At 46.7% G+C, this 22,943-nt stretch carries 21 protein-coding genes; 15 read left to right on the plus strand and 6 right to left on the minus strand.

The window, feature by feature from the left end:
- Positions 1-4 precede the first annotated feature (4 nt).
- The 5 genes from B2751_RS10620 (at position 5) to B2751_RS10640 (ending at position 4,455) form a co-directional block, all read left to right on the plus strand.
- Positions 5-1,099: an ABC transporter ATP-binding protein gene (locus B2751_RS10620; protein ID WP_035410273.1), complete on the plus strand. Its 1,095-nt coding sequence runs from the start codon at positions 5-7 to the stop codon at positions 1,097-1,099.
- Positions 1,099-1,905: an ABC transporter permease gene (locus tag B2751_RS10625; RefSeq protein WP_081780411.1), complete on the plus strand. Its 807-nt coding sequence runs from the start codon at positions 1,099-1,101 to the stop codon at positions 1,903-1,905. Before B2751_RS10620 ends, B2751_RS10625 begins: the two co-directional genes overlap by 1 nt.
- On the plus strand, positions 1,905-2,705 hold the full coding sequence (locus tag B2751_RS10630) for an ABC transporter permease (RefSeq protein WP_035410268.1): 801 nt from the start codon (positions 1,905-1,907) through the stop codon (positions 2,703-2,705). The genes B2751_RS10625 and B2751_RS10630 overlap by 1 nt, the downstream gene beginning before the upstream one ends.
- A 3-nt stretch (positions 2,706-2,708) precedes the next feature.
- Complete coding sequence (locus B2751_RS10635) at positions 2,709-3,779, plus strand: ABC transporter substrate-binding protein (protein ID WP_035410265.1); 1,071 nt, start codon at positions 2,709-2,711, stop codon at positions 3,777-3,779.
- A gap of 163 nt (positions 3,780-3,942) precedes the next feature.
- Positions 3,943-4,455: a hypothetical protein gene (locus B2751_RS10640; protein ID WP_290774695.1), complete on the plus strand. Its 513-nt coding sequence runs from the start codon at positions 3,943-3,945 to the stop codon at positions 4,453-4,455.
- Positions 4,456-4,486: 31 nt separating this feature from the next.
- Here B2751_RS10640 and B2751_RS10645 read toward each other — a convergent pair whose 3' ends face one another.
- On the minus strand, positions 4,487-5,095 hold the full coding sequence (locus B2751_RS10645) for a YktB family protein (RefSeq protein WP_290774697.1): 609 nt from the start codon (positions 5,093-5,095) through the stop codon (positions 4,487-4,489).
- Positions 5,096-5,229: 134 nt separating this feature from the next.
- Here B2751_RS10645 and B2751_RS10650 point away from each other — a divergent pair, with 134 nt between their 5' ends.
- Positions 5,230-6,927, plus strand: coding sequence for a GGDEF domain-containing protein (locus B2751_RS10650; RefSeq protein ID WP_290774699.1), 1,698 nt, complete (start codon positions 5,230-5,232; stop codon positions 6,925-6,927).
- A gap of 97 nt (positions 6,928-7,024) precedes the next feature.
- Here B2751_RS10650 and B2751_RS10655 read toward each other — a convergent pair whose 3' ends face one another.
- From B2751_RS10655 to B2751_RS10670, 4 genes are all read right to left on the minus strand, one after another.
- Entirely contained in the window at positions 7,025-7,675 is a 651-nt protein-coding gene (locus B2751_RS10655; RefSeq protein ID WP_290774701.1) for a homing endonuclease associated repeat-containing protein, read from the minus strand.
- Between the two features lie 269 nt (positions 7,676-7,944).
- Entirely contained in the window at positions 7,945-9,594 is a 1,650-nt protein-coding gene (locus B2751_RS10660; RefSeq protein WP_056063166.1) for a peptide ABC transporter substrate-binding protein, read from the minus strand.
- Between the two features lie 330 nt (positions 9,595-9,924).
- The gene (bcp, locus tag B2751_RS10665) at positions 9,925-10,374 is read right to left on the minus strand and encodes a thioredoxin-dependent thiol peroxidase (protein WP_290774703.1); all 450 of its coding nucleotides are present in this window, start codon (positions 10,372-10,374) and stop codon (positions 9,925-9,927) included.
- A 13-nt stretch (positions 10,375-10,387) separates the two neighbouring features.
- Positions 10,388-11,227 carry a hypothetical protein gene (locus tag B2751_RS10670; RefSeq protein ID WP_290774705.1) on the minus strand — a complete coding sequence of 280 codons (840 nt, stop codon included), beginning with the start codon at positions 11,225-11,227 and terminating at the stop codon, positions 10,388-10,390.
- Between the two features lie 121 nt (positions 11,228-11,348).
- On the opposite strand from B2751_RS10670, the gene B2751_RS10675 reads away from it, so the two are divergent.
- The 9 genes from B2751_RS10675 (at position 11,349) to rlmD (ending at position 22,149) form a co-directional block, all read left to right on the plus strand.
- A complete protein-coding gene (locus B2751_RS10675) occupies positions 11,349-11,636 on the plus strand; it encodes a HesB/YadR/YfhF family protein (RefSeq protein WP_035410238.1) in 288 nt (95 codons plus the stop codon).
- A gap of 130 nt (positions 11,637-11,766) precedes the next feature.
- Complete coding sequence (pruA, locus tag B2751_RS10680; protein WP_029342578.1) at positions 11,767-13,311, plus strand: L-glutamate gamma-semialdehyde dehydrogenase; 1,545 nt, start codon at positions 11,767-11,769, stop codon at positions 13,309-13,311.
- A 78-nt stretch (positions 13,312-13,389) separates the two neighbouring features.
- Positions 13,390-14,901: a sodium/proline symporter PutP gene (putP, locus tag B2751_RS10685; RefSeq protein ID WP_290774707.1), complete on the plus strand. Its 1,512-nt coding sequence runs from the start codon at positions 13,390-13,392 to the stop codon at positions 14,899-14,901.
- 130 nt (positions 14,902-15,031) lie between these two features.
- Positions 15,032-16,258, plus strand: a complete 1,227-nt coding sequence (locus B2751_RS10690) for an Nramp family divalent metal transporter (RefSeq protein WP_290752594.1) — start codon at positions 15,032-15,034, stop codon at positions 16,256-16,258.
- A gap of 200 nt (positions 16,259-16,458) precedes the next feature.
- Positions 16,459-16,749: an Asp-tRNA(Asn)/Glu-tRNA(Gln) amidotransferase subunit GatC gene (gatC, locus tag B2751_RS10695; protein WP_023469336.1), complete on the plus strand. Its 291-nt coding sequence runs from the start codon at positions 16,459-16,461 to the stop codon at positions 16,747-16,749.
- Positions 16,750-16,764: 15 nt separating this feature from the next.
- A complete protein-coding gene (gene gatA, locus B2751_RS10700) occupies positions 16,765-18,207 on the plus strand; it encodes an Asp-tRNA(Asn)/Glu-tRNA(Gln) amidotransferase subunit GatA (RefSeq protein WP_035410229.1) in 1,443 nt (480 codons plus the stop codon).
- A gap of 14 nt (positions 18,208-18,221) precedes the next feature.
- Positions 18,222-19,655 (plus strand): Asp-tRNA(Asn)/Glu-tRNA(Gln) amidotransferase subunit GatB, encoded by a 1,434-nt coding sequence (gene gatB / locus B2751_RS10705; RefSeq protein ID WP_035410227.1) that lies wholly within the window; start codon positions 18,222-18,224, stop codon positions 19,653-19,655.
- Between the two features lie 147 nt (positions 19,656-19,802).
- A complete protein-coding gene (locus B2751_RS10710) occupies positions 19,803-20,765 on the plus strand; it encodes a diacylglycerol kinase (RefSeq protein ID WP_035410224.1) in 963 nt (320 codons plus the stop codon).
- Positions 20,766-20,790: 25 nt separating this feature from the next.
- A complete protein-coding gene (gene rlmD / locus B2751_RS10715; RefSeq protein ID WP_056063144.1) occupies positions 20,791-22,149 on the plus strand; it encodes a 23S rRNA (uracil(1939)-C(5))-methyltransferase RlmD in 1,359 nt (452 codons plus the stop codon).
- Between the two features lie 123 nt (positions 22,150-22,272).
- Here the strand turns inward: rlmD and B2751_RS10720 are convergent.
- On the minus strand, positions 22,273-22,943 hold a 671-nt coding region (locus B2751_RS10720; protein WP_290774709.1), incomplete at its 5' end, for a CDP-glycerol glycerophosphotransferase family protein.

The following is a 22,943-nucleotide window of genomic DNA, read 5'->3' on the forward strand; positions in this document are numbered from 1 at the left end:
TAGATTGGCAGATACTACGATCATTCAATTCAAGGACGTCACGAAACGTTATGACGATCAGACCGTTCTTGATCAAGTCAGCTTTGAAATCGAACGCGGAAAGTTCTATACGTTACTCGGACCATCGGGTTGCGGGAAAACGACGATCTTACGACTTATCGCCGGTTTTTCGGAAGCGACAGAGGGAGACATTATCTTTGACGGGAAACGGATCAATGATGTGCCGGCGAACAAACGTCAAGTTAATACCGTTTTCCAAGATTACGCACTGTTCCCACACTTAAACGTCTTCGAAAACATTGCTTTTGGTCTTCGGATCAAGAAGGTGAAGGAAGCGGAAATCGCACAACGTGTGACCGATGCATTGAAGTTCGTCAACTTGTCCGGTTATGAGAAACGGGAAATCACCGAGATGTCGGGTGGACAACGGCAGCGTGTCGCGATTGCCCGGGCAATCGTCAATGAACCGGAAGTCATCTTGCTTGATGAGCCGCTCTCAGCACTCGACTTGAAATTGCGGACAGAGATGCAATATGAGCTCCGCGACTTACAACGTCGTCTTGGGATCACGTTCATCTTCGTCACACACGACCAAGAAGAGGCACTCGCGATGTCAGATGAAATCTTCGTTCTCAATCACGGCGTCATTCAACAATCGGGAACGCCGACAGATATTTATGATGAACCGATCAACCGCTTCGTCGCGGACTTCATCGGCGAGTCGAATATCATTCCTGGACGTATGATCGAAGATTATCGAGTTTGGTTCGCAGAAAAAGAATTCGAATGTGTTGACCGCGGTCTTGAGCTGAACGAACCGGTCGAAATCGTCATTCGTCCCGAGGATCTTGAAATTACGAACGTGACACAAGGAAAACTAAAGGTTACGGTCGACTCACAGTTGTTCCGTGGGGTGCACTATGAAATCGCCTGTATGGATGAAGTCGGAAACGAATGGCTCGTCCACAGTACCAAAAAAGCGACGGTTGGTGAACAAATCGGTCTGACGTTTGATCCGGAAGCGATCCACGTCATGCGATTGAACGAGACGGAAGAAGAATTTGATAAGCGTCTGGAATCCTACGACGGGGTGTTATGATGCAGAAATCACGTAACTGGTATCTCATCCCGTATCTATTCTGGATTGCCTTATTCGTCATCGCACCAATTGTGCTCGTCGTCTATTATTCGTTCCTTGATCTTGATGGCAATTTTTCATTTGAGAACTACCGGAACTTCTTCACATCGACGTATCTAACGATGACGCTTAGTTCGTTCTGGTATGCCTTTTTGATCACCTTGTTTTCACTCTTGATCGGTTATCCGACGGCTTATTTGCTGACGAAGACGAAACATAAACAACTTTGGCTGTTGCTCGTCATCTTGCCGACGTGGATCAACTTATTGTTAAAAACCTACGCTTTCATCGGATTATTCAGTACGTATGGTCTCGCAAATCAAACGCTTGAAGCGATCGGAATCGGACGGAAGCAAATCCTGTTTACCGATTTCAGTTTTGTCTTCGTCTCGGTTTACATTTTCATTCCGTTCATGATCCTACCGATCTTTAACGCGATAGAAAAACTGAGCCCATCGCTCGTCTTCGCGGCACGTGATCTCGGAGCTTCAAATTTCACGACATTCCGTCGTGTCGTCTTTCCGTTGACACTTGACGGTGTGAAATCAGGCTGTCAGCTTGTCTTCATTCCGGCATTGTCACTGTTCATGATCACGCGTTTGATTGCCGGGAACCGCGTCATTACGCTCGGTACGGCGATTGAACAGCAATTCCTCGTGACACAGAACTGGGGCATGGGCGCTACGATTGCCGTCTTCCTCATCATCGCGATGGCAATCATCCTTGCCTTGACAAGTACGAAACGGAAGAAAGGAGCGACGACTTGATGAAACGACTGAAACTAGCAAATCTTTATTTGATCGGTGTCTTCATCATTTTGTATGCTCCGATTTTTTATCTCGCATTCTATTCGTTCAACAGCGCTGATAACATGACGAACTTCGATTCGTTCACGTGGGATTGGTACAAAGAAGTCTTCCAAGATTCACGCTTGTTAATCATCGTCTTGAACACACTCGTCATCGCGTTGTTGTCAGCTGCAATCTCGACGATTCTCGGAGTATTCGGAGCGATCGGGATCCAGGCGGTCCGCAAGAAACGTGTCGAGACGTCGTTGTTGACGCTCAACAGTATCTTGATCGTCAGCCCCGATGTCATCATCGGAGCATCGTTTTTGATCTTCTTTACGATGCTTGGAATCCAGCTTGGCTTTACGTCAGTCTTACTCTCTCATATCGCATTTTCGGTACCGATCGTCGTCATTCTCGTCTTGCCGAAATTACAGGAGATGAGTCCAACGCTCGTCGATGCGGCGCGTGACTTAGGCGCGAGTCGCTGGGATGTCTTAACGAAGGTCGTCCTGCCGTACATCACACCCGGTATCTTTGCTGGATTCTTTACGGCATTGACGTATTCACTTGACGATTTTGCGGTGACATTCTTCGTGACAGGAAACGGCTTTACGACGTTATCTGTCGAAATCTACTCACTTGCCCGCCAAGGGATTTCAATGAAGATCAATGCGTTATCAACCGTCATCTTCTTGTTTACATTCTTGCTCGTCATCGGCTACTACTTCTTGAACCAACGAGCTGCTACGAAGCTTTCGCGACCGGAGGTGAAATGACCGTTGAAAAAATTGATTCAATTATTCGTCGCGATTTTCTTGATCTCGGGTGTCATCCTCTTCACCTTGAATCAGTTAAACGAGACACAAGGGTATTCAGGTAAGAATGTCCTGAACATTTATAACTGGGGCGATTATATCGACCCGGCACTGATCAAACAGTTTGAAAAAGAGAGTGGCATCAAGGTCGTCTATCAGACATTCGACTCGAACGAAGCGATGTTGACGAAAATCGAACAGGGAGGAACGACGTACGATATCGCCGTTCCATCCGACTATGCGATCGCAAAGATGATCGATGAGAAGCTCGTCCTGCCGATTGATCATCAAAAAATCCCGAATCTCAAAAATATCGATTCACGTTTCTTGGATCTATCCTTTGATCCGAAAAATAAATATTCGATTCCGTATTTCTGGGGAACGGTCGGTATCGTCTACAACAAAGACTTGATCGGAAAAAAACCGACGAGCTGGAAGGATCTATGGGATCCGAAGCTGAAGAACCAGATTCTACTTGCCGATGGTGCGCGTGAAGTGATAGGTATGAGTTTGAACAGTCTCGGTTATTCCTTGAATGAGACGAATGAGTCGAAGCTACAGGAAGCAAAAGCGAACCTGATGCGTTTGACGCCAAATGTCAAAGCGATCGTCGGGGACGAAATCAAGTTATTGCTTGCGAACGAAGAAGCAGGACTTGGTGTCGTCTGGTCTGGAGATGCAAACGAGATCATGAGTGAAAACGACAAACTTGACTATGTCATTCCAAAAGAAGGCTCGAACGTCTGGTTCGATAATATCGTCATTCCAAAGACAGCTAAAAACGTCAAGGGAGCACATCAGTTTATCAACTTCATGTTACGCCCAGATATTTCAGCGAAAAATGCGGACTACGTCGGTTATTCGACACCGAACAAAGAAGGCTTAAAGTTACTCGACAAATCGGTTCGGACAGATAAACGATTCTATCCTGATAAACAAGTCACTGATACGCTTGAAGTCTATGAGAACCTCGGGAAGAAGATGCTCGCGCATTACAATGAGTTGTTCTTAGAGTTTAAGATGCATAAGAAATGAGGAAAAACCTAGTGCTAGGGGCACTAGGTTCTTTTTTTTATTTCTCTTCATAAAAATAAATATAAGTTCCCAAAAAAAAACTGTAAAAACTGAATAATTTTTTGAAATAGGGGAATCAGTTTATTATCAACGCCTTTTTACAGGCACCGGGGAGGACATCATCATGAAACAAGTTCTAGGAATCATCTTAACTGCCGCTCTCACTGTCAGCATCGTGTCAGGCACTTCATATAAACAGCAACCGGTCGAGGCGTCAAAACAATCAGACGTCAAATGGCTTCAAGAAATTCAAACACAAGCGAAACAAGCGCGCTCACTCGATGGAAAAGTCGTACTTGAAAAAACGACACTTGCACAAGTACATAAAGCGTACAAAGGGGAAAAGAACTCCAATTGGTGTCAAAGTGGAAATGGTCTTGCTTCAGCAGATCGCTCCCTTCATTACTGTTCAACGTATGGCGTGAAGGACACAAAAGCTAAAGTTAGCGCCATCGTCTATGATCCAAAGCAAATCAAACGGACGGTGACGGTCAAAGAAGCTAAAAAAGCATATCCGACAGCGAAACTCGATAAAACATTCAACGTCATGACTGTTTCCTTGAAACAGGTCAACATTTATCTAAATTTAAATTCCGACCGTACACAAGTCATGTCAATTCTAGTAAAATATAACTAACGAAAAAGGATGACCGATTCGGCCATCCTTTTTATTTAATCGTTTTATAGAGTGGTACGAGATGCGAATAGGTATTTCGAATCATTTCGAGTAATTCTTCGCGTGACAATTGATGAACTTGTTCTGCCGGAATATGGCGACCGACAAGGAACTCTGCTTTTTTGACGTCGTGGAAACGTTGTAAACCTTTTTGAAGATCCGTCGCGTGAACAGGAACCGCGTCTTTTTTCATATGGTCATAAGAAACGACGAAATCATCCGGAAGAGTCGTCAGCAGTTCCGTATGCTGTAACAGTTTTGATGCATATTGTTGTTTGTTCGGTAACTCATAAATATAAGCGAGCCAAATGAACAAGTGATCATCAAATAGACCGATTTGAAAGTGCGGATGTTTTTTATATCCACGTTTATCGGGTGAGAATGCCATCCATGTATCTTTCGGAGGATTGACCTTCCGCCGAGCATGTTGCGCGATGTGGACATGGACATCTTCTGCTGTTGCGACCGTCAAGTCAGGTGCGACTTCTTGACCGATGTCGCGGAAGACAGGCTGAATCCGTTCACGAATCGCTTCCATCCGGGGTTCTAATCCATCAATCTGAAATGTATCGAATGCATGTTGCGTGAATGTGTTTGTCATGAAAAATATCACCTCACATCAATTGTATCAAAGGATACTATCGAAGTTCGACATTTTGCTTGAAAAGTAGAATAATGGACATGTCTATTTCCAGTAATATACAAATACATACTTAAGAGGAAGGGGAATGTTTTGTGCGTCGTTTTCAACAATATCTCCTCCGAAGCTGGGTCGTTTTTTTCGTAATCGTCATTGGCATCGATCTTTTTGCGAAGTCAAAGGATTATAATCTCAGCATCGATTTGTTTACGTTCTTATTGATTGCCGCCTTGTCGACGATTTTCGTCATCGATCCTGTCCGCCGTCGTCATATGAGTTTTACCTTTCATTTTGGATTTGTTCTCTTTACGTTCTTATCATATGGTTTGTTATCAGCGATTTTCGTCGGTCAACTGACGATGCTCATCTATCAGTTGCGGACGATCCATACGCCGATCGGACGTCGTCGGATGTTGCACAACTATCCGTTCAATGTCGCGCTCGAGTTGTTTCTGATCGTGCCAGCAGGTCTTGCCTATAATGCCCTAGGTGGAACACACGGAGACGCATTCCTGTTGACAGAAAACATCGTTCCGTTACTAGCGATGGTCGCGATCCTTTGGATCGTACTCTTGTTACAATACCAGTTATCTCGATTTCTTCTCGGAGAAAACATTCCGAGTGACGTCATGTTCCAGCTCTTACGTTTTGAAGCAGTCGTCATCACGGCAGAACTGTTATATGGGATCTTCAGTACACTCGTCGTCCAAGGGAATGGGAATAGTGGACTCGTCATGGCAGCATTTGCATTGTTCATCATCAAACGAGCACTCGGGAGTTCGGTCGAAGCGTCTGATCGTATCGAACATTGGGAGCAGATCGAGCGATTGAAAGAAGCAGCTTGGAAGGACGGCGATGCACAGTTCATCATCGAGCGATATCTGCGACAGCTCAATCAATTCGTCAAACCGGATATCGCTTGGATTAAGTTTGATTTTGAAGAAGGCAAGCAGACTGTCTACTATTCGTTGAAGGATGGACGAAAGTTAAAAGCAGATCATGTCGAAGGACGAATCATTGAAGATATCATCGAAAAAGAAGAAGTCCTTCTTTACGGCATGCAACAGGAATGGGATATTCGTCTGTACGATTGTCTGCCAGAAGAAACACAATCTGTCCTCTTCATCCAACCGGAGGCGACGGAGACGATTAACTGCTCCTTATTCCTTGCGTCCCATGCGAGTGGAGAGTTCACGAAGGATTTCGGATACGAGTTATACCGCGCTTTACGTGTTCTATCATGGGCCGTTGAACGAGCGCACGAGCGAGAGCGGTTATTGACGGATAGTCGAACAGATGCGATGACAAAATTGCCAAACTATCGTGCGCTACAAGAGTGGGGCGATCGTCGTATTAAACAACGCGATCTGTATCCGTTCTCTGCATTGATGATTGATTTGGATCACTTTAAACAAATCAATGATACGTATGGTCATGAAGTCGGAGATGTCGTTTTATTTGAAGTCGCGAAGTTATTGATGCAAGCAACACGTATCACGGATCTCGTTGCGCGTTACGGGGGAGAGGAATTCGTCATTTTGCTACCAAATACGGATATTGATTCCGCACAAATCGTTGCAGAACGGATTCGTGAGACGTTACATGCGCATCCTATTTTAGTTGAAGGTCACACCCTTCAGATCACAGCAAGTATCGGAATCGATACGTTAAAGGAACTTGGGGATCTCGCGAGTCTGATTCGAAATGCGGACCGGGCGATGTACGTCGGTGCCAAGTTCCAAGGACGCGATCGTGTCGCATCGTATCAGGAGTGGAAAGAGAAGGTCATTTAAAGAAGCGAATAGAAGGTGGCGGATGCGTCACCTTCTTTTTTGATGTAAAAAATCCTTCCAGTTCAAATGAACGAGAAGGATTGAAGAAGGTATAAGTTCATTGGGCTTGTTTTTTACTAAGGCGAATCTCGTTTTCGATCGCATGGATCGCGGCTGACCAAGACCCATAGCGATGAAGTAAGGCTTTCGTCGATGGTTTGTTGTTTCGCTTTGCCCATTCTCGATATGCTTCAAAGGAGAGGGAGAAGCCAACTTCTTCGATTGCTTGACGCAGGGAAGCAGCAAGTTCTGCTTTTGAATAGGTGACACTTGCTTCAAGTCCTGCTGCGGTACAGGCGTCATGCCATGAACCGAACATCTTGACGATATGATAGTGACTCGGGGCATGATGGACGGATTTACGCCACATTTGATACTTTTTGAGCGTGATCGTCGAGCCGACGTCTTGTGCATACCGTTCGAATGACTTTAAGATCTCGTCTTTCGTGTATTTAGGTGCACGCTCGAGTTCCTCCGGCTGTTGATCGACATTCCACTCGTATCCAGCAGCAGATAAGGCTTCTGGCCATGAACCGAATTGACGAATGATGTTTTCTGGCTGAGGCCAGTCATTCACGAGAGCATAACGGCGATAGACAGTGCGGCGTGGACGATCCTGGATGAGTTCACCGACCGCGCGGATGGCTTCAATCATCTCAAGTTGCTCTTCTGTATAACTCTGTTGACTCGTAAGTACACGTTGCTTCATGAGTGAGTCCTCCTTCCTAGTTCGATGTAATATTGAGGCAAAAGTCCTCTGTATTAGATATATCGGTACATTTCCATTAATTATGAATAATTCCCGCAAAATATTGTAAATAAAGTGAATCGGATTCTTTGCTTAGTATAAATGGAAGTCATGGAAATGAAAACAGAATGACACGAAATTTTAATTCTATTCAGAAAAATAGGACAAACGGCTCATATGGAAAAAAAGACCAGACACGCTCGTCAGCGAATCTGGTCTTCGGATATAACTTATTTTCCTTCAATGGAAGCCCATTTGTACGAAGTATCCGCACCAACTTTGTGGTTGACGACTCCTTTGACATACGGTTTACGTAGGAAGGATGCTCCACGTTGGTACATGACTGAGATGGCTTGATCATCCTCAAGGAGTGTTTTCTCAGCATCTTTCAGTGACTGCCAACGTTTTGCTGCATCGACTTCTTTTTGAGCCGATTTGATGAGTGAATCATACTTATCGCTTGTGTACTTACCACGGTTGTATGGTCCACCTGTTACCCACATATCGAGGAACGTCATCGGATCCTGATAGTCAGGTCCCCATCCTGCGAATGACAGTTCGAACTCACCTTTTGATTCAAGATCCAATTTGTTCTTGAACGGTTGTTGTTTGATCGTGACTTCAAGACCTGGAAGGTTTTTCTCCCACTCGCCTTTGAGGTACTCAGAGATTTTCTTCGAGTTGTCATCATCGTACGAAAGAAGCTCGAGTTTCACCGATTTCTTACCGACTTCTTTGAGACCTTTTTCGAACGATGCTTTGGCTGAAGAAGCGTCGTATGAACCGAAGCCTTCGTTGCCGTCACGGAAGTCTTTACCGTCTGGACCTTTTGCGAAGTCTTTTGGTACATAGTAGTACGCAGGGATCGAACCGTTGTTCAAGAGGACTTTCGCCATCTGCGCTTTATCGTATCCCGAATCGATCGCTTTACGGATATCCTTGTTTTTCAAGAGTTCATTCTTGAAGTTCATTTGGATGTAGTACATTGACGCATCAAGACGCGTATCGAACTCTTTGCTATCTTTGTACTGATCAACGAACTCACTCGTCAGACCGACTTGGTCGACATCACCTTTTTCGTAAAGGTTGACGCTCGTTGAGACTTCCTTAACGATCTTGAAGTTGATGTCATCGAGCTTGACGTTGTCTTTATCCCAGTACTGGTCGTTCTTCTTAAAGCTCCAGCCGACTTCCGTCTTCCAATCCGAGAGGGTGAATGGTCCGTTGTAGAGGAATGTATCCGGCTTCGTCGCAAAGTTTTTCCCTTGTTTTTCGACGAATTCTTGCTTGAGCGGCATGAATGAACCAAAACCAGTCAATGATTTGAAGTATTCAGCCGGTTGCGTCAACTTGACTTCGAGTGTTTTGTCGTCGACCGCTTTAACTGCAACGTCATCTGCTTTCCCTTTACCCGTGTTGTACGCTTCCGCACCGTCGATGATATACATGATATACGCATATTGCGAACCGCTCTTCGGATCGAGGACGCGTTTCCACGCATATTCGAAGTCTTTTGCTGTGACATCGCTGCCATCCGACCATTTTGAATCACGAAGTTTGAACGTGTATGTAAGTCCATCTTCCGAAACATCTACACTCTCAGCAACACCTGGTGTTGCTTCTTGTTTGTCGTCAAGACGGAACAGACCTTCTTGAACGTTGTTCAATACCGTGAAGGATACAGAGTCCGTTGCGACTGTCGGGCTAAGAGCCGGAATGTCTGAACCGCTCGTTAAGTTCAAGACTTGTTTGTCTGAAGTTTTGTCGCCTGACGTCGAGCCGCCTTCTTTTTTACCTTCATCTGTCGTCGAACATGCCGCAAGACTTGATCCAGCGATTGTCAGTGCTCCGACGAGTGCGAGTGCCTTTTTCTTCTTCATAAAGTAAATCCCTCCCAAAAGAAATAGATATATATGGTGAAACGAAAAGAACCGATAGGATAGCGATCCGGTGTCCGACTAAAAATAAGAGGGGTCATCGCCTTTTATTCTTAAGCTATGGAAAGCACCGGATCAACTTGTTATCAATAATAAATACAATATTCAGAAAAATCAATAGAATATTTTCAGATTATTTCAAAATCATTAAATTTGTGTGTGATACCAACGTTTCCTTACATGAAATTATTTTTATGTAAGGATAAAATTAGGAATATTAATAATCTGCACATACAAAAAGAACCAGTTGAATGATTCAACTGGTTCTTCGAATTATTTCTGTTCTTGTACGTATTGAAGTGCTTCTGCGACGTGATCTTTTACTTTCACACTACGCCATTCCTTGACGATTTCACCGGATTCATCGATTAAGAAAGTCGAGCGTACGATTCCATAATATTCCTTACCGTAGTTCTTCTTTAATTGCCAGACGCCATATTGTTCACAGACTTCGTGATTGACATCTGATAACAATTGAAACGGTAATTCGTATTTCGCGATAAAGTTCTGATGACGCTTCTGGCTATCGGCGGAGACGCCGAGAATGACGGTGTTGTTCTCTTCAAAAGCTTGCGTCGCATCTCGGAAATCACATGCCTCGGTCGTACAACCCGGCGTTGAATCCTTTGGATAGAAATAAAGTACGACTTTTTTTCCGCGATAATCCTCAAGGGAGATTGGTTCTCCTTGTGCATTTGGAAGGGTGAATGTTGGTGCTTGCATGAAAAATTCCTCCTTATCCTAATTCCATGTTTAATTGATCCGCATATTTTTCAAGCTTCTTTTGAAGACTTTCTTTTAATGGATCGAGTGCGATCAAGTACTTCTCATAATCCGTACCGGCTTTCGCTGTCTTCATGAGGAGAGGCTGTTCTTCCTCATACCAATCCGCATAGTCTTGATAGTAATCAACAAGCGTCTCAGGGTTTCCTTCATTCTTCAGCGCCTCACCGTAAATCATCAGAATGTTACTGTTCATCTCAAGCGCCATATAATCCGTTTGTGCATTGACGCGAGAGAAGACGGCATCCTGTTCTTTTTCATCCGTTTTCCCGATTTTGTCTGCTGCTTTCGCATTGACACCATACTCATCGGCGTTAAACCCAGTGAACAGATCACCAAGCGTCGAGAAGACGGCCGGGTCGAACGTCGTCGGTGTCAGAACGATCTTCCACTCATCGTCTTTCTTCAATAACAGCTTCGATCCGCGGTTCGGGAGAATTGCTCCCTTCGCATCCTTGAATTCATGGATGATATAAGCGACGTCACCCTTTTGGAACGACCTGACGATTTTACCAGGAATGACGTTCAAGTTCTTCGCACCAACGGCGAGGGGTTCAAGTTGTTTTGCGTCACCTGTATATTCAATCGATGCGAGGTCTTTCGCATCTGCTCGTCCCGATTGACCGAGCGTTTTTTCATAGGTTTGATAGATATCGAGAACGGCTTGTTCAGCCTTCTGTTGTTTCGTTTCCGTCGTCTTCGGGGATTTGGTATTTGTAGAAGACGGGGAATCGTTTCCGCAACCGACGAGTACGAGACTGGTCGCAAGCAGCACTACGAGCGATCGTTTCATTCGAATTCCTCCTAGATGGGTGTTCCTTGATGATTTCATAGCTAATCTTGTCTCTACCATACAGGAAATTCGCTTTTTTGAGTAGGATATCGGTACACTAAACGAAAGGGGAGTGATAGATATGAAAATTCATATTACAGACGAGGCATTGCAATACTTTAAAAATGAGATGGAAGCACAATCGGGCGATACGATTCGCTTTTTCGCAAAATATGGTGGATCAACGGATTTAACGCAAGGTTTCTCCGTCGGCGTTCATATGGAAGAAGTCGAACGGGCAGCGGTCGAGGAAGTCGTCGACGGTATTCATTTCGTCGTATCTGACCAAGATGACTGGTTATTCCAAGGACAAGACGTCAAAGTCTCGATCGAAAACGAAGAGATTGTTTTTTCACAAGCGAAGGAATGATAGAGGAACGAGGAGAGACCGAATCGGTCGCTCCTTTATTTTTTTGACTAGAATAATTGTAAGCGGACTCATGCTTCTGTACAATGGAGAATGTAAGCGATTTAAAGTAGAGATTAAAGGGGGAATAGAGATGATTCCGTACAAACACGAACCATTCACGGACTTCTCACAAGAAGCAAACAAGAAAGCGTTCGAAGAGGCACTTGCACTCGTCACGCAAGAACTCGGCAAAGATTATCCGCTCGTCATCGGTGGAAAACATGTGACGACGGAAGATAAAATCGTCTCCGTCAATCCGGCCAACAAAGAAGAGATCGTCGGACGTGTCTCAAAAGCGACACAGGAACATGCAGAAGAAGCGATGCAAGCAGCAGTCACAGCCTTCGAAACATGGAAATTCGTCAATCCGTCTGTACGTGCGGACGTCCTATTCAAAGCAGCGAACATCATCCGTAAGCGGAAGCATGAGTTCTCTGCCTACCTCGTCAAAGAAGCAGGGAAGCCTTGGAATGAAGCGGATGCGGATACAGCAGAAGCAATCGACTTCCTCGAATACTACGCACGTCAGATGCTCGTCTTAAAAGACGGTAAGAAAGTCGAGAGTCGTCCAGGCGAATACAACCGTTACGATTACATTCCACTCGGTGTCGGTGTCATCATCTCACCATGGAACTTCCCACTCGCGATCATGGCTGGAACAGCCGTCGCAGCAATCGTGGCAGGGAACCCGATCCTCTTGAAACCAGCATCGACGACACCGGTCGTCGCAGCGAAATTCGTTGAAGTGATGGAGCAAGCTGGTCTTCCGGCAGGCGTCTTGAACTTCGTACCCGGTTCAGGAGCAGAAGTCGGCGACTACCTCGTCGATCACCCAAAAACACGTTTCATCAGCTTCACGGGATCACGTGATGTCGGTCTTCGCATCAATGAGCGAGCATCAAAACTGAACGAAGGTCAAATCTGGCTCAAACGTGTCATCGCGGAAATGGGCGGAAAAGATACGATGGTCATCGATGAGTCGGCTGACCTCGATTACGCAGCGGACATGATCACGAAAGCGGCATTCGGATTCTCAGGTCAAAAATGTTCAGCTTGTTCACGTGTCGTCGCACTCGACTCTGTCTATGACGAGTTGCTCGAAAAAGTCGTCGCGAACACAAACAAACTCAGCATCGGTAACCCGACGGATGTCTCAAACAATGTCGGACCAGTCATCGATGCAGCAGCCTTCAAGAAAATCACGTCGTACTTCGACGTCGCAAAAGAAGAAGGACGCATCGTCGCAGGTGGTACGGCTGACGATTCAACAGGATTCTTCGTCTCACCGACAGTCGTCGCGGACGTTCAACCAACGGATCGTTTGATGCAAGAAGAAATCTTCGGACCAGTTGTCGCCTTCACGAAAGCGAAAGATTTCAAAGAAGCAATCGATATCGCAAACAACACGGAATACGGATTGACAGGTGCTGTCATCACGCAAGACCGGACGAATCAAGAGTACGCACGTGCGAACTTCCACGTCGGTAACCTCTACTTCAACCGGGGTTGCACAGGCGCAATCGTTGGCTACCAACCATTTGGTGGGTTCAACATGTCAGGTACGGATTCGAAAGCGGGCGGACCGGATTACTTGACTTTACATCTTCAAGCAAAAACTACTTCAGAAATGTTCTGAAATGGTGTTTAATAGATGAAACGGGTGTGCGACCTGCACACCCGTTTTTCTTATATCACGGAAAAAGGGGGAGCAAGGATGAACGGAATGTGGTTCGCGATTTTGCTATATCTCGGCCTGATGGTCGCACTTGGCGTCATTGCGTATTATCGGACGAAGAACATGAATGACTATATGCTTGGAGGACGTACGATCGGTCCCGTCGTCACGGCGCTCTCTGCAGGAGCAAGTGACATGAGTGGGTGGCTGTTGATGGGTTTACCGGGTGCGATGTATGCAACTGGTCTGTCCAGTGGATGGATTGTCGTCGGATTATTACTTGGCGCTTATGCCAACTGGTTACTCGTCGCGCCTCGTCTGCGTGCGTATACGGCACATGCAGGGGATGCAATCACGATTCCCGATTACTTTGAAAAACGATTCCACGATAAAAGTGGTGTTTTGCGTACCGTTTCAGCTGGAGTTATTTTAATATTCTTTATAATGTACGCATCAAGTGGTTTTGTCGCAGGTGGTCGTTTATTCGAAGCTGTCTTTGGTCTTGAATATACAACAGGTCTTTGGATTCTCGCAGGCGTCGTCATTGCGTATGTCTTCCTCGGTGGTTTCCTTGCCGTCAGTTGGACGGACGTCGTGCAAGGGATGATCATGGTCATCGCATTGCTGATCGTACCAGCTGTCGCGCTGACTTTAAGTGGTGGGATTAATGATACACTGGAGACGATCCGGTCGACAGGCGGCTCGAAACTGGAACTGTTCAAAGGGACGACGACGATCGGTATCATCTCGCTTCTCGCGTGGGGACTCGGCTATTTTGGACAGCCGCATATCATCGTTCGTTTCATGGCGATTCGTAACTTACATGAGATGAAGTCGGCGCGTCGTGTCGGGATGATTTGGATGACGTTCTCGATCGTTGGTGCAATGGTGACGGGCTTGATCGGATATGCCTATTACACGCAACAAAGTGCGGGATTAAAAAATCCAGAGAATGTCTTCATTCAATTATCACGTGACCTTTTCCCAGGGTTCATTACAGGGTTGTTGCTTGCAGCCTTACTTGCTGCGATCATGTCGACGATTTCAACGCAGCTGCTCGTTTCTTCAAGTGCGGCAACGAATGATTTCTATCACCGTTTCTTTAAACGTGATGCTTCAGACCGTGAATTGATGTTGATGGGGCGTGCTATGGTTCTTGTCGTAGCATTACTTGCAATTCTCTTATCGTTCGGAGCACAGAAGTCGATCTTGACGCTTGTCGGATACGCGTGGGCTGGTTTTGGTTCAGCATTCGGTCCGGTCGTGCTGTTCAGCTTACTGTGGCGCCGGATGAACAAGACGGGAGCACTTGCTTCAATGATTACGGGATCTGTCGTCGTTATCGCTTGGATCCTCATTAACCAAAATGTAGATGGATTACCATCGTATATTTCGGAAATGTACGAGATGATTCCAGCATTCATCGCTTCGACGATCGCGCTCGTTATCGGTAGTCTCGTGACGAAGGAACCAAGTCAAGCAATCTATGATGAGTTCGATCAAGTACAAGCACAACTAAAAGGTGCAGAGCCTGAGCGAAAAATCGTCTAAATAACGGAAAGGGGTGTTTCCTGAGTAAAGGAGACACTCCTTTTTTTGTTTACTTGATACGTTATTATTTACCATAAACATATTTGTTGCGCTTACGCAAAATGAGCGTATAATAAAAACAAAAAGTGAGGTGAATGAGATGGTGACACAGCCACTTACACAAGACGTACCCAAAAAACGGACATATATCGGACCGGCGTTCGTTGCTGCCGTCGCGTACCTCGATCCGGGAAACTTTGCAACGAACATGACGGCAGGTGCTCAATATGGCTATTTACTGCTCTGGGTCATCGTTGCCTCGAACTTGATGGCCGTCGTCATTCAGTTCCTATCAGCCAAACTTGGAATCGTCAGCAATCTTAGTTTAGCGGAGGTGATTCGAGAAGAGTTATCGCCGGTCTATCGCTTCTTTTACTGGGTACAAGCGGAACTCGTCGCAATGGCGACCGATCTCGCGGAGTTCGTCGGAGCCGCACTCGGATTTCATTTACTGTTTGCGATCGACTTACGCATGGCGGCGCTGTTGACGGCAGTTTTATCATTCGTCATCCTCGGATTCGAGCAAAAGGGACTTCGACATTTCGAAGCCGTCATCGCGGTGCTCGTTTTAATCATCGCTGCTGCTTTTGCAATTGAAGTATTTGAAGTCCATCCGGTCTTTCGCGATCTATCGGCAGGATTGGTACCGGGATTTGAAGGTACGTCGAGTATCGTGCTTGCTGCCGGGATGCTCGGAGCAACCGTCATGCCACATGCGATCTATCTCCATTCCGATTTAACGAAGCGACGGATGGGACATGTTGCAAACAAAATACCGCTGTTACGAATCCAACGCTTCGATATTTGGGGAGCGATGCTGATCGCCGGAGCGGTCAACGGAGCAATGCTCGTCATCGCGGCCAGTGTATTTTACGGTACGAAATATCAAGCTGGTTCACTTGAAGCGATCTATGAGGGACTTCATGTCACGCTTGGTGGCATCGCGCCGTATCTGTTTGCAATTGCCTTACTCGTTTCAGGTCTTGCATCATCGAGTGTCGGTACGATGTCAGGTGACGCGATCATGCGCGGATTCCTCCATCTTCAATTGCCGTTGTTCGTTCGACGGACTGTGACGATGTTACCGGCGATTTTGTTGCTCTTCTCCGGTTTTGATCCGACACGAGCACTTGTCCTGAGTCAGGTCGCTTTATCGTTCGGGATTCCGTTCGCGCTAATCCCTTTGATTCGGGCGACAGCGAGTGAACGGTACATGGGGGAATATCGAAACAGTCATTTCATGAACGCGTTGGCATGGATCATCGTCTCGATCGTCATCGTCTTCAATATCTATTTACTCTTCGATGTCTTAGTATGAATATTCAGTATTTTTGTTTCGTCTGATTTAAACCGGGTATTTCATAACTAGAAGCTTTCCGCCCGGAAGCTTTGCTACCCCTATAAGGACGATGGTGCGGACCTCCCCCCGATGCACCATCGTCTTTTTTGTCTGGACAAAAAGTGCTATGATTAGAAATAGTGTAAAATATATCGCAAAAGTTCCGGAGGTGGAATGACATGGCAAAGATTAATGAGGAGCAAGTCCGCCACGTGGCGCATTTGGCACGCCTTGCCGTGACAGATGAAGAAGTAGCACAATTCACAGGACAACTCGAGAAGATTCTTGGGTTCGCTGAACAATTAAATGAACTCGATACGACAGGCGTCGAACCGACGACTCATGTCCTCGATTTAAAGAACGTCCTACGTAAGGACGAAGTACGTCCATCACTTCCGCGTACGGAAGTAGAACGACTCGCACCCGATTGGGAAGACGGACAAGTCCGCGTCCCAGCGGTGTTCGAATAAGGAGGAAATGACCCGATGTCACTTTTTGAACATGGTGTCAAAACATTACACACACTCATTCAGGATGGCGAAGTCAAAGCTTCTGAACTCGTCAAGGAATCCTTTGATCAAATCGACCGCGTCGACGGAAAAATCGGTGCGTTTCTCTCATTGAATGAAGAAGCGTTCGAGCAAGCGAAACGAATGGATGATGTCGCGAAACACGAAGCGAACCCACTGTTTGGTCTTCCAATCGGCGTCAAGGATAACATCGTCACGAAAGGAATGACGACGACATGTGGTTCGAAATTCCTTGAGAACTTCGTACCAGCACATGATGCGACGGTCGTCGAGCGTCTGCATGAAGCAGGGGCAATCACAATCGGGAAGTTGAACATGGATGAGTTCGCAATGGGTTCTTCAAACGAGAACTCAGCGTACAAACCGGTTCGCAATCCATGGAATACAAAACACGTTCCAGGCGGTTCTTCGGGTGGTTCAGCAGCTGCTGTCGCAGCAGGCGAAGTCTTGTTCAGCCTCGGTTCGGATACAGGTGGTTCGATTCGTCAACCGGCTGCCTATTGTGGTGTCGTTGGGTTGAAACCGACTTACGGTCTCGTCTCACGTTTTGGTCTCGTTGCGTTCGCGTCGTCCCTTGACCAAATTGGTCCGTTGACACGAACAGTCGAAGATAACGCGTATCTTTTGAGCGCGATCGCAGGACACTGTGAGATGGATTCGACGTCTGCGAACGTTGCAGCAACGGATTATACACAAGCGTTGACTGGTGATATCAAAGGTTTGAAGATCGCTGTTCCGAAAGAATACTTCGGCGAGGGTGTCAGTGAAGGCGTCAAAGCCAACATCCGTGAAGCGATCCAAAAACTCGAAGCACTCGGTGCAACGGTTGACGAAGTCTCACTTCCGAACTCGAAATATGCGCTTGCGACGTACTACTTACTCGCTTCATCAGAAGCATCTTCGAACCTCGCACGCTTTGACGGCATTCGTTACGGTGTCCGCGCGGAAGCGGACGCACTTGAAGATGTCTTCAAGTATTCCCGTTCACAAGGATTCGGAGACGAAGTCAAACGCCGGATCATGCTCGGAACGTATGCACTCAGCTCTGGTTACTACGATGCCTACTATAAAAAAGCACAACAAGCTCGGACGTTAATCAAAAAAGATTTCGAAGATGTCCTTGCGAACTATGACGTCATCATCGGACCAACAGCACCGACACCAGCATTCGAACTCGGTGCACAGCTCGATGACCCGGTCACGATGTATGCGAATGACATCTTGACGATTCCGATTAACTTAGCAGGTGTCCCAGCGATCTCGGTTCCAGCTGGATTCGTCGACGGTCTTCCGGTCGGCTTACAAATCATTGGAAAACATTTCGATGAGGCGACGATCTATCGCGCTGCGCATGCGTTTGAGCTTGCGACAGGTGGATTCGCGCTTCCGAAGTTATAAGGAGCGAATGTATCATGAACTTTGAAACAATCATCGGGATCGAGGTCCACGCCGAACTGAGCACGAACACGAAGATGTTCTGTGGTTGTGCGCGGGAATATGGCGCAGAGACGAACACGAAAACGTGTCCGATTTGTCTTGGACACCCGGGCGTCTTGCCGAAAATCAACGAAAAAGCCGTCGAACTCGCCGTTCGTGCAGCGATGGCACTCAACTGTCAAGTAGCCGATCAAACAAAATTCGACCGGAAGAACTATTTCTATCCGGATACGCCAAAAGCGTATCAAATCTCGCAGTTTGATCAACCAATCGGCTTTGATGGCTACATCGATGCGGAAGTCGATGGCGAAACGAAACGCTTCCGAATCGAACGTGTCCATCTGGAAGAAGATGCCGGTAAGATGAACCACACGGGTGCCAACCACTCGGTCGTCGACTTCAACCGGACAGGCGCACCGCTAATTGAGATCGTCAGTGAAGCGGATATGCGTTCACCGAAAGACGCAGTCGCCTACCTCGAACGTCTCAAAGAAGTCTTGCAATATGCAGGCGTCTCAGACGTCAAGATGGAAGAAGGATCACTCCGTTGCGACTGTAACATCTCGGTGCGTCCATACGGACAAGAGAAGTTCGGTACGAAAACAGAGCTCAAGAACTTAAACTCATTCGGAAACGTCTTAAAAGGGCTTGAGTTTGAAGAAGATCGTCACCGTAAACTATTGCTTGCGGGTGGTGTGATGCGTCAAGAAACACTCCGTTTCGATGAGACGAAAAAACAAACCGTCCTCATGCGTGTCAAGGAAGGGGCGTCGGACTATCGTTATTTCCCAGAGCCTGACCTCGTCAAGCTCGTACTGGATCACGATTGGAAAGAAGCGATTCGTGCCGGTATCCCGGAACTTCCAGATGCACGCCGTGTTCGTTATCAAGAAGAACTCGGTCTTTCAGCGTATGATGCGAAACAATTGACGGTCACACGTGAAATGGCAGAGTACTTCGAAGCGACACTTGCAGCTGGTGCAGAGCCAAAAGCAGCAGCCAACTGGACAGTCGGTGAGATCCAAGGTCACTTGAATAAATCGACGGAAACGTTCGAAACAGTCAAGATGACACCAGCGCGTTTGGCAGAGATGATCGACTTGATCGCAAGCGGCACGATTTCTTCGAAAATCGCCAAACAAGTCTTCACGGCAGTCATCGAAGAAGGTGTCGAGCCGCGTGCATACGTTGAAGCAAACGGTCTTGCACAAATTTCGGATGAAGGATTGTTGCGTGGTCTCATCGTCGAGATGTTCGAAGCGAACCCAGCCGTCGTCGAGGAGTTACTCGGTGGACGTGATCGGAAGAAAGGCTTCGTCATCGGTCAGATCATGAAGAAAACAAAAGGAATGGCAAACCCTGCTCTCCTTGATCAACTCTTCTACGAAGAGCTCGAAAAACTGAAATAAGTTCCACTTAAGATAGCGTCCGTCTCTCCCTCGCTGAGGTGAAGAAACGGACGCTGTCTTTTTTGGCTTTGTAATGTCTCGAGAGTTCATGTAGAATAAAACAGTTATGTATCAAATGAACGGTTGAGTCAAAAAGGAGAAAATCTTATGAGACCTAGAGCGCGCGTGATTTATAACCCGACTTCCGGGAAAGAGATGGTTAAACGAAATTTACCGTATATCCTCGACCGACTCGAAGCAGCGGGTTATGAGACATCTGTCTACTCGACGAAAGCGGTCGGCGATGCGACGTATGAAGCAGCACGAGCATGCGAAGCAGACTTTGATCTTGTCGTCGCTGCAGGCGGCGATGGTACGTTGAATGAAGTGATCAGCGGAATGGCAGCTTATAGCAAACGTCCAAAGCTTGGTGTACTACCTGTTGGAACGACGAATGACTTTGGTCGAGCGATGCGTATTCCATTGACGATCGAAGGGGCGATGGATGTCATCTGCACAGGACATACGATGCCGGTCGATATCGGTAAGATCGAAGGGTCGACAGGCGTCCATTACTTCATCAACATCGCTGGTGGCGGCATCATGACAGAACTGTCGTACGAAGTGCCTTCAAAGCTGAAGACGGCACTTGGACAGCTCGCGTACTATGTCAAAGGGATGGAGAAACTTCCGCAAATCCGACCAACATATGTCGAACTGGAGCATGAAAAGGGTATATTCAAAGGAGAAGTCATGTTGTTCTTGACATCCAATACGAACTCTGTCGGTGGATTCGAGAAGTTGTCACCGAACGCGTCACTTAACGATGGTCGGTTTGATCTCTTCATCCTGAAGAAATGTAACCTCGTCGAATTAATTCGTGTCATGCGTCTTGCCTTGAAAGGGGATCATTTCTCGGACCCTTGCATCGAGCATGTCACGACCTCATTCGTCCGTATGAAGAATACATCAGAGATGAGTTTGAACATTGATGGTGAGTTTGGCGGCATCTGCGAAGGTGAGATGACGAATCTTCGCTCTCATTTCGAAGTCATGACACCAAAGTTCCGGATCGAAGAAATGGAACAGATCAATACACAACTACAAGAAGCAGAAATGAACCTCGCGTGAAGCGAGGTTTTTAAGGAGGATATTCATGATTCCAGTACAAAAGAACGATGAACACGTCGTCGAGATCGTCGACCTGACACATGAAGGGTCAGGGGTCGCGCGCATCGATGGATATACGGTCTTCATCCCAGGCGCATTGCCAACGGAGCAGGTCAAGATCAAGATCACGAAAACGACGAAGTCTTACGGATTCGGTCGCATCATCCGTCAAAAGACGAAGAGTGCCGATCGTGTCGAGCCACCTTGCCCAGTTTACAACCAGTGTGGCGGTTGCCAATTGCAACATTTGTCATACGACGCAGAACTCAAGTTCAAGCACAACCGCGTTCGTGACGCTTTCGCGCGCCTAGCAGGCCTCGAGATTCCGGTCCACGAGACGATGGGTATGGAAGATCCATGGGGTTACCGCAACAAGGCACAAGTACCGGTCGCGTTCCAATCGAACAAATTGATGGCTGGCTTCTATCAAAAACGGAGCCACCGGATCATCGATATGGACTACTGCTTGATCCAAAACAAAGAAAACGATGAAGCTGTCCAAGCGGTTCGTAAAGTCCTCGCTGACTTAAAAGTCCCAGCATACGACGAGAAGAAAAAAGCAGGTGTCATTCGTCATATCATGGCACGTCATGGCTATCATACGAACGAGTTGATGGTCGTTCTCGTCACGAAGGTCAAACAACTTCGCGGTATCGATAAAATCGTCGAAGGAATCTTAAAGGCGTTACCGAACGTCACTTCGATCCAGCACAACATCAACCCGGATGATACGAACGTCATTCTTGGGAAAAAGAACGTCGTCTTGTACGGACCGTCCGTCATTCGCGATCAAATCGCTGGTTTGACATATGAGATCTCACCGCATTCGTTCTTCCAAGTCAACCCGTTGCAAACAGAGAAACTCTACGCGAAAGCGCTCGAGTATGCTCAGTTGACAGGAGATGAGACAGTCGTTGATGCATACTGTGGAATCGGTTCGATTTCATTGTCACTCGCAAAACAAGCGAAGCACGTCTACGGTATCGAAATCGTACCGCAAGCAATCGATGACGCACGCCGGAACGCACAAGCGAACGGGATCGAGAACGTGACGTTCGAGTACGGTGCAGCTGAGAAGGTCATGCCTGATCTCGTTAAAGCAGGTATCCAACCGGACGTCATCGTCGTCGACCCACCACGTAAAGGCTGTGACGAAGAGTTCTTACGTGCTGCAGCAGATGTCGCACCGAAGCGGATCGTCTACGTCTCATGTAATGCGTCGACACAAGCACGTGACGCGAAGTTGTTGACGGAGCTCGGTTATACACTCGTTGAAGTGACACCAGTCGATATGTTCCCACATACGACACACGTTGAGAGCGTTGCCTTGTTCGTCCGTAACTAAATCGTTTTGAATGCCTCTTTCCATTAAGGAAGGAGGCTTTTTTGTCTTTACGCTTAGCAATTAATGGGTGGGAACAAAAAATGAGAAACGGCTTTATTAAGCCATTTCTCATTTTGATAATCGTCATTCTGTTTCTGTTGTTTCATCCTCAATCGTTGACTGTGCTGTGCTCGGGAACAACTCAGCAAGAACACGTTCACTTGCTGTGCCGTCATCCAAGCTACAGAACCGTTCGAGGAAGCGATCATATTTTTCTTGGTAAGCGACAGACTTCGTATCAATCTGTTCGATATAATCGATGACTTGATCCGTTTCTTTTAGGAGTGGTCCCGGAACGACTGCTTCGAAATCGAAGTAGAATCCACGTAACGTCGATGCATATTTCTCTAAGTCATACGTAAAGAAGATCATCGGACGTTGTAAGTGCGCATAATCGAAGAAGACAGACGAATAGTCGGTGATTAGCACGTCACTGACTAAATACAACTCTGCGATATCACCGTATGACGACACGTCATAGGCAAATCCTTCATGTCCACTGATGTCCATGTTTTGTGCAATCAAGTAATGCATCCGGAGTAAGACGACGTAGTCGTCACCGAGTCGGGCTTGCATCTCGTTCAAGTCGAGTTGGAGATCAAAGCGGTATTTTCCACGCGCAATGAACTCGTCATCCCGCCATGTCGGTGCGTACAAAACGACTTTCTTGTCGGCTGGAATATCCAGACGCGCTTTGATTTCGCTGATTAAACCAGCTTGATCGTCCGCATACAAGAGATCGTTTCGCGGATAAC

The organism is Exiguobacterium sp. UBA6282 (assembly GCF_002440475.1).
Taxonomy (GTDB): domain Bacteria; phylum Bacillota; class Bacilli; order Exiguobacteriales; family Exiguobacteriaceae; genus Exiguobacterium_A.

What these genes read in the sequence shown, in the direction of transcription:
- B2751_RS10625 (WP_081780411.1), top strand. Translation starts at nt 1,099, where the DNA reads ATGCAGAAATCACGTAACTGGTATCTCATCCCGTATCTATTCTGGATT.
- B2751_RS10630 (WP_035410268.1), top strand. Translation starts at nt 1,905, where the DNA reads ATGAAACGACTGAAACTAGCAAATCTTTATTTGATCGGTGTCTTCATC.
- B2751_RS10640 (WP_290774695.1), top strand. Translation starts at nt 3,943, where the DNA reads ATGAAACAAGTTCTAGGAATCATCTTAACTGCCGCTCTCACTGTCAGC.
- B2751_RS10645 (WP_290774697.1), bottom strand. Translation starts at nt 5,095, where the DNA reads ATGACAAACACATTCACGCAACATGCATTCGATACATTTCAGATTGAT.
- B2751_RS10655 (WP_290774701.1), bottom strand. Translation starts at nt 7,675, where the DNA reads ATGAAGCAACGTGTACTTACGAGTCAACAGAGTTATACAGAAGAGCAA.
- B2751_RS10660 (WP_056063166.1), bottom strand. Translation starts at nt 9,594, where the DNA reads ATGAAGAAGAAAAAGGCACTCGCACTCGTCGGAGCACTGACAATCGCT.
- bcp (WP_290774703.1), bottom strand. Translation starts at nt 10,374, where the DNA reads ATGCAAGCACCAACATTCACCCTTCCAAATGCACAAGGAGAACCAATC.
- B2751_RS10670 (WP_290774705.1), bottom strand. Translation starts at nt 11,227, where the DNA reads ATGAAACGATCGCTCGTAGTGCTGCTTGCGACCAGTCTCGTACTCGTC.
- B2751_RS10675 (WP_035410238.1), top strand. Translation starts at nt 11,349, where the DNA reads ATGAAAATTCATATTACAGACGAGGCATTGCAATACTTTAAAAATGAG.
- pruA (WP_029342578.1), top strand. Translation starts at nt 11,767, where the DNA reads ATGATTCCGTACAAACACGAACCATTCACGGACTTCTCACAAGAAGCA.
- putP (WP_290774707.1), top strand. Translation starts at nt 13,390, where the DNA reads ATGAACGGAATGTGGTTCGCGATTTTGCTATATCTCGGCCTGATGGTC.
- gatC (WP_023469336.1), top strand. Translation starts at nt 16,459, where the DNA reads ATGGCAAAGATTAATGAGGAGCAAGTCCGCCACGTGGCGCATTTGGCA.
- gatA (WP_035410229.1), top strand. Translation starts at nt 16,765, where the DNA reads ATGTCACTTTTTGAACATGGTGTCAAAACATTACACACACTCATTCAG.
- gatB (WP_035410227.1), top strand. Translation starts at nt 18,222, where the DNA reads ATGAACTTTGAAACAATCATCGGGATCGAGGTCCACGCCGAACTGAGC.
- B2751_RS10710 (WP_035410224.1), top strand. Translation starts at nt 19,803, where the DNA reads ATGAGACCTAGAGCGCGCGTGATTTATAACCCGACTTCCGGGAAAGAG.
- rlmD (WP_056063144.1), top strand. Translation starts at nt 20,791, where the DNA reads ATGATTCCAGTACAAAAGAACGATGAACACGTCGTCGAGATCGTCGAC.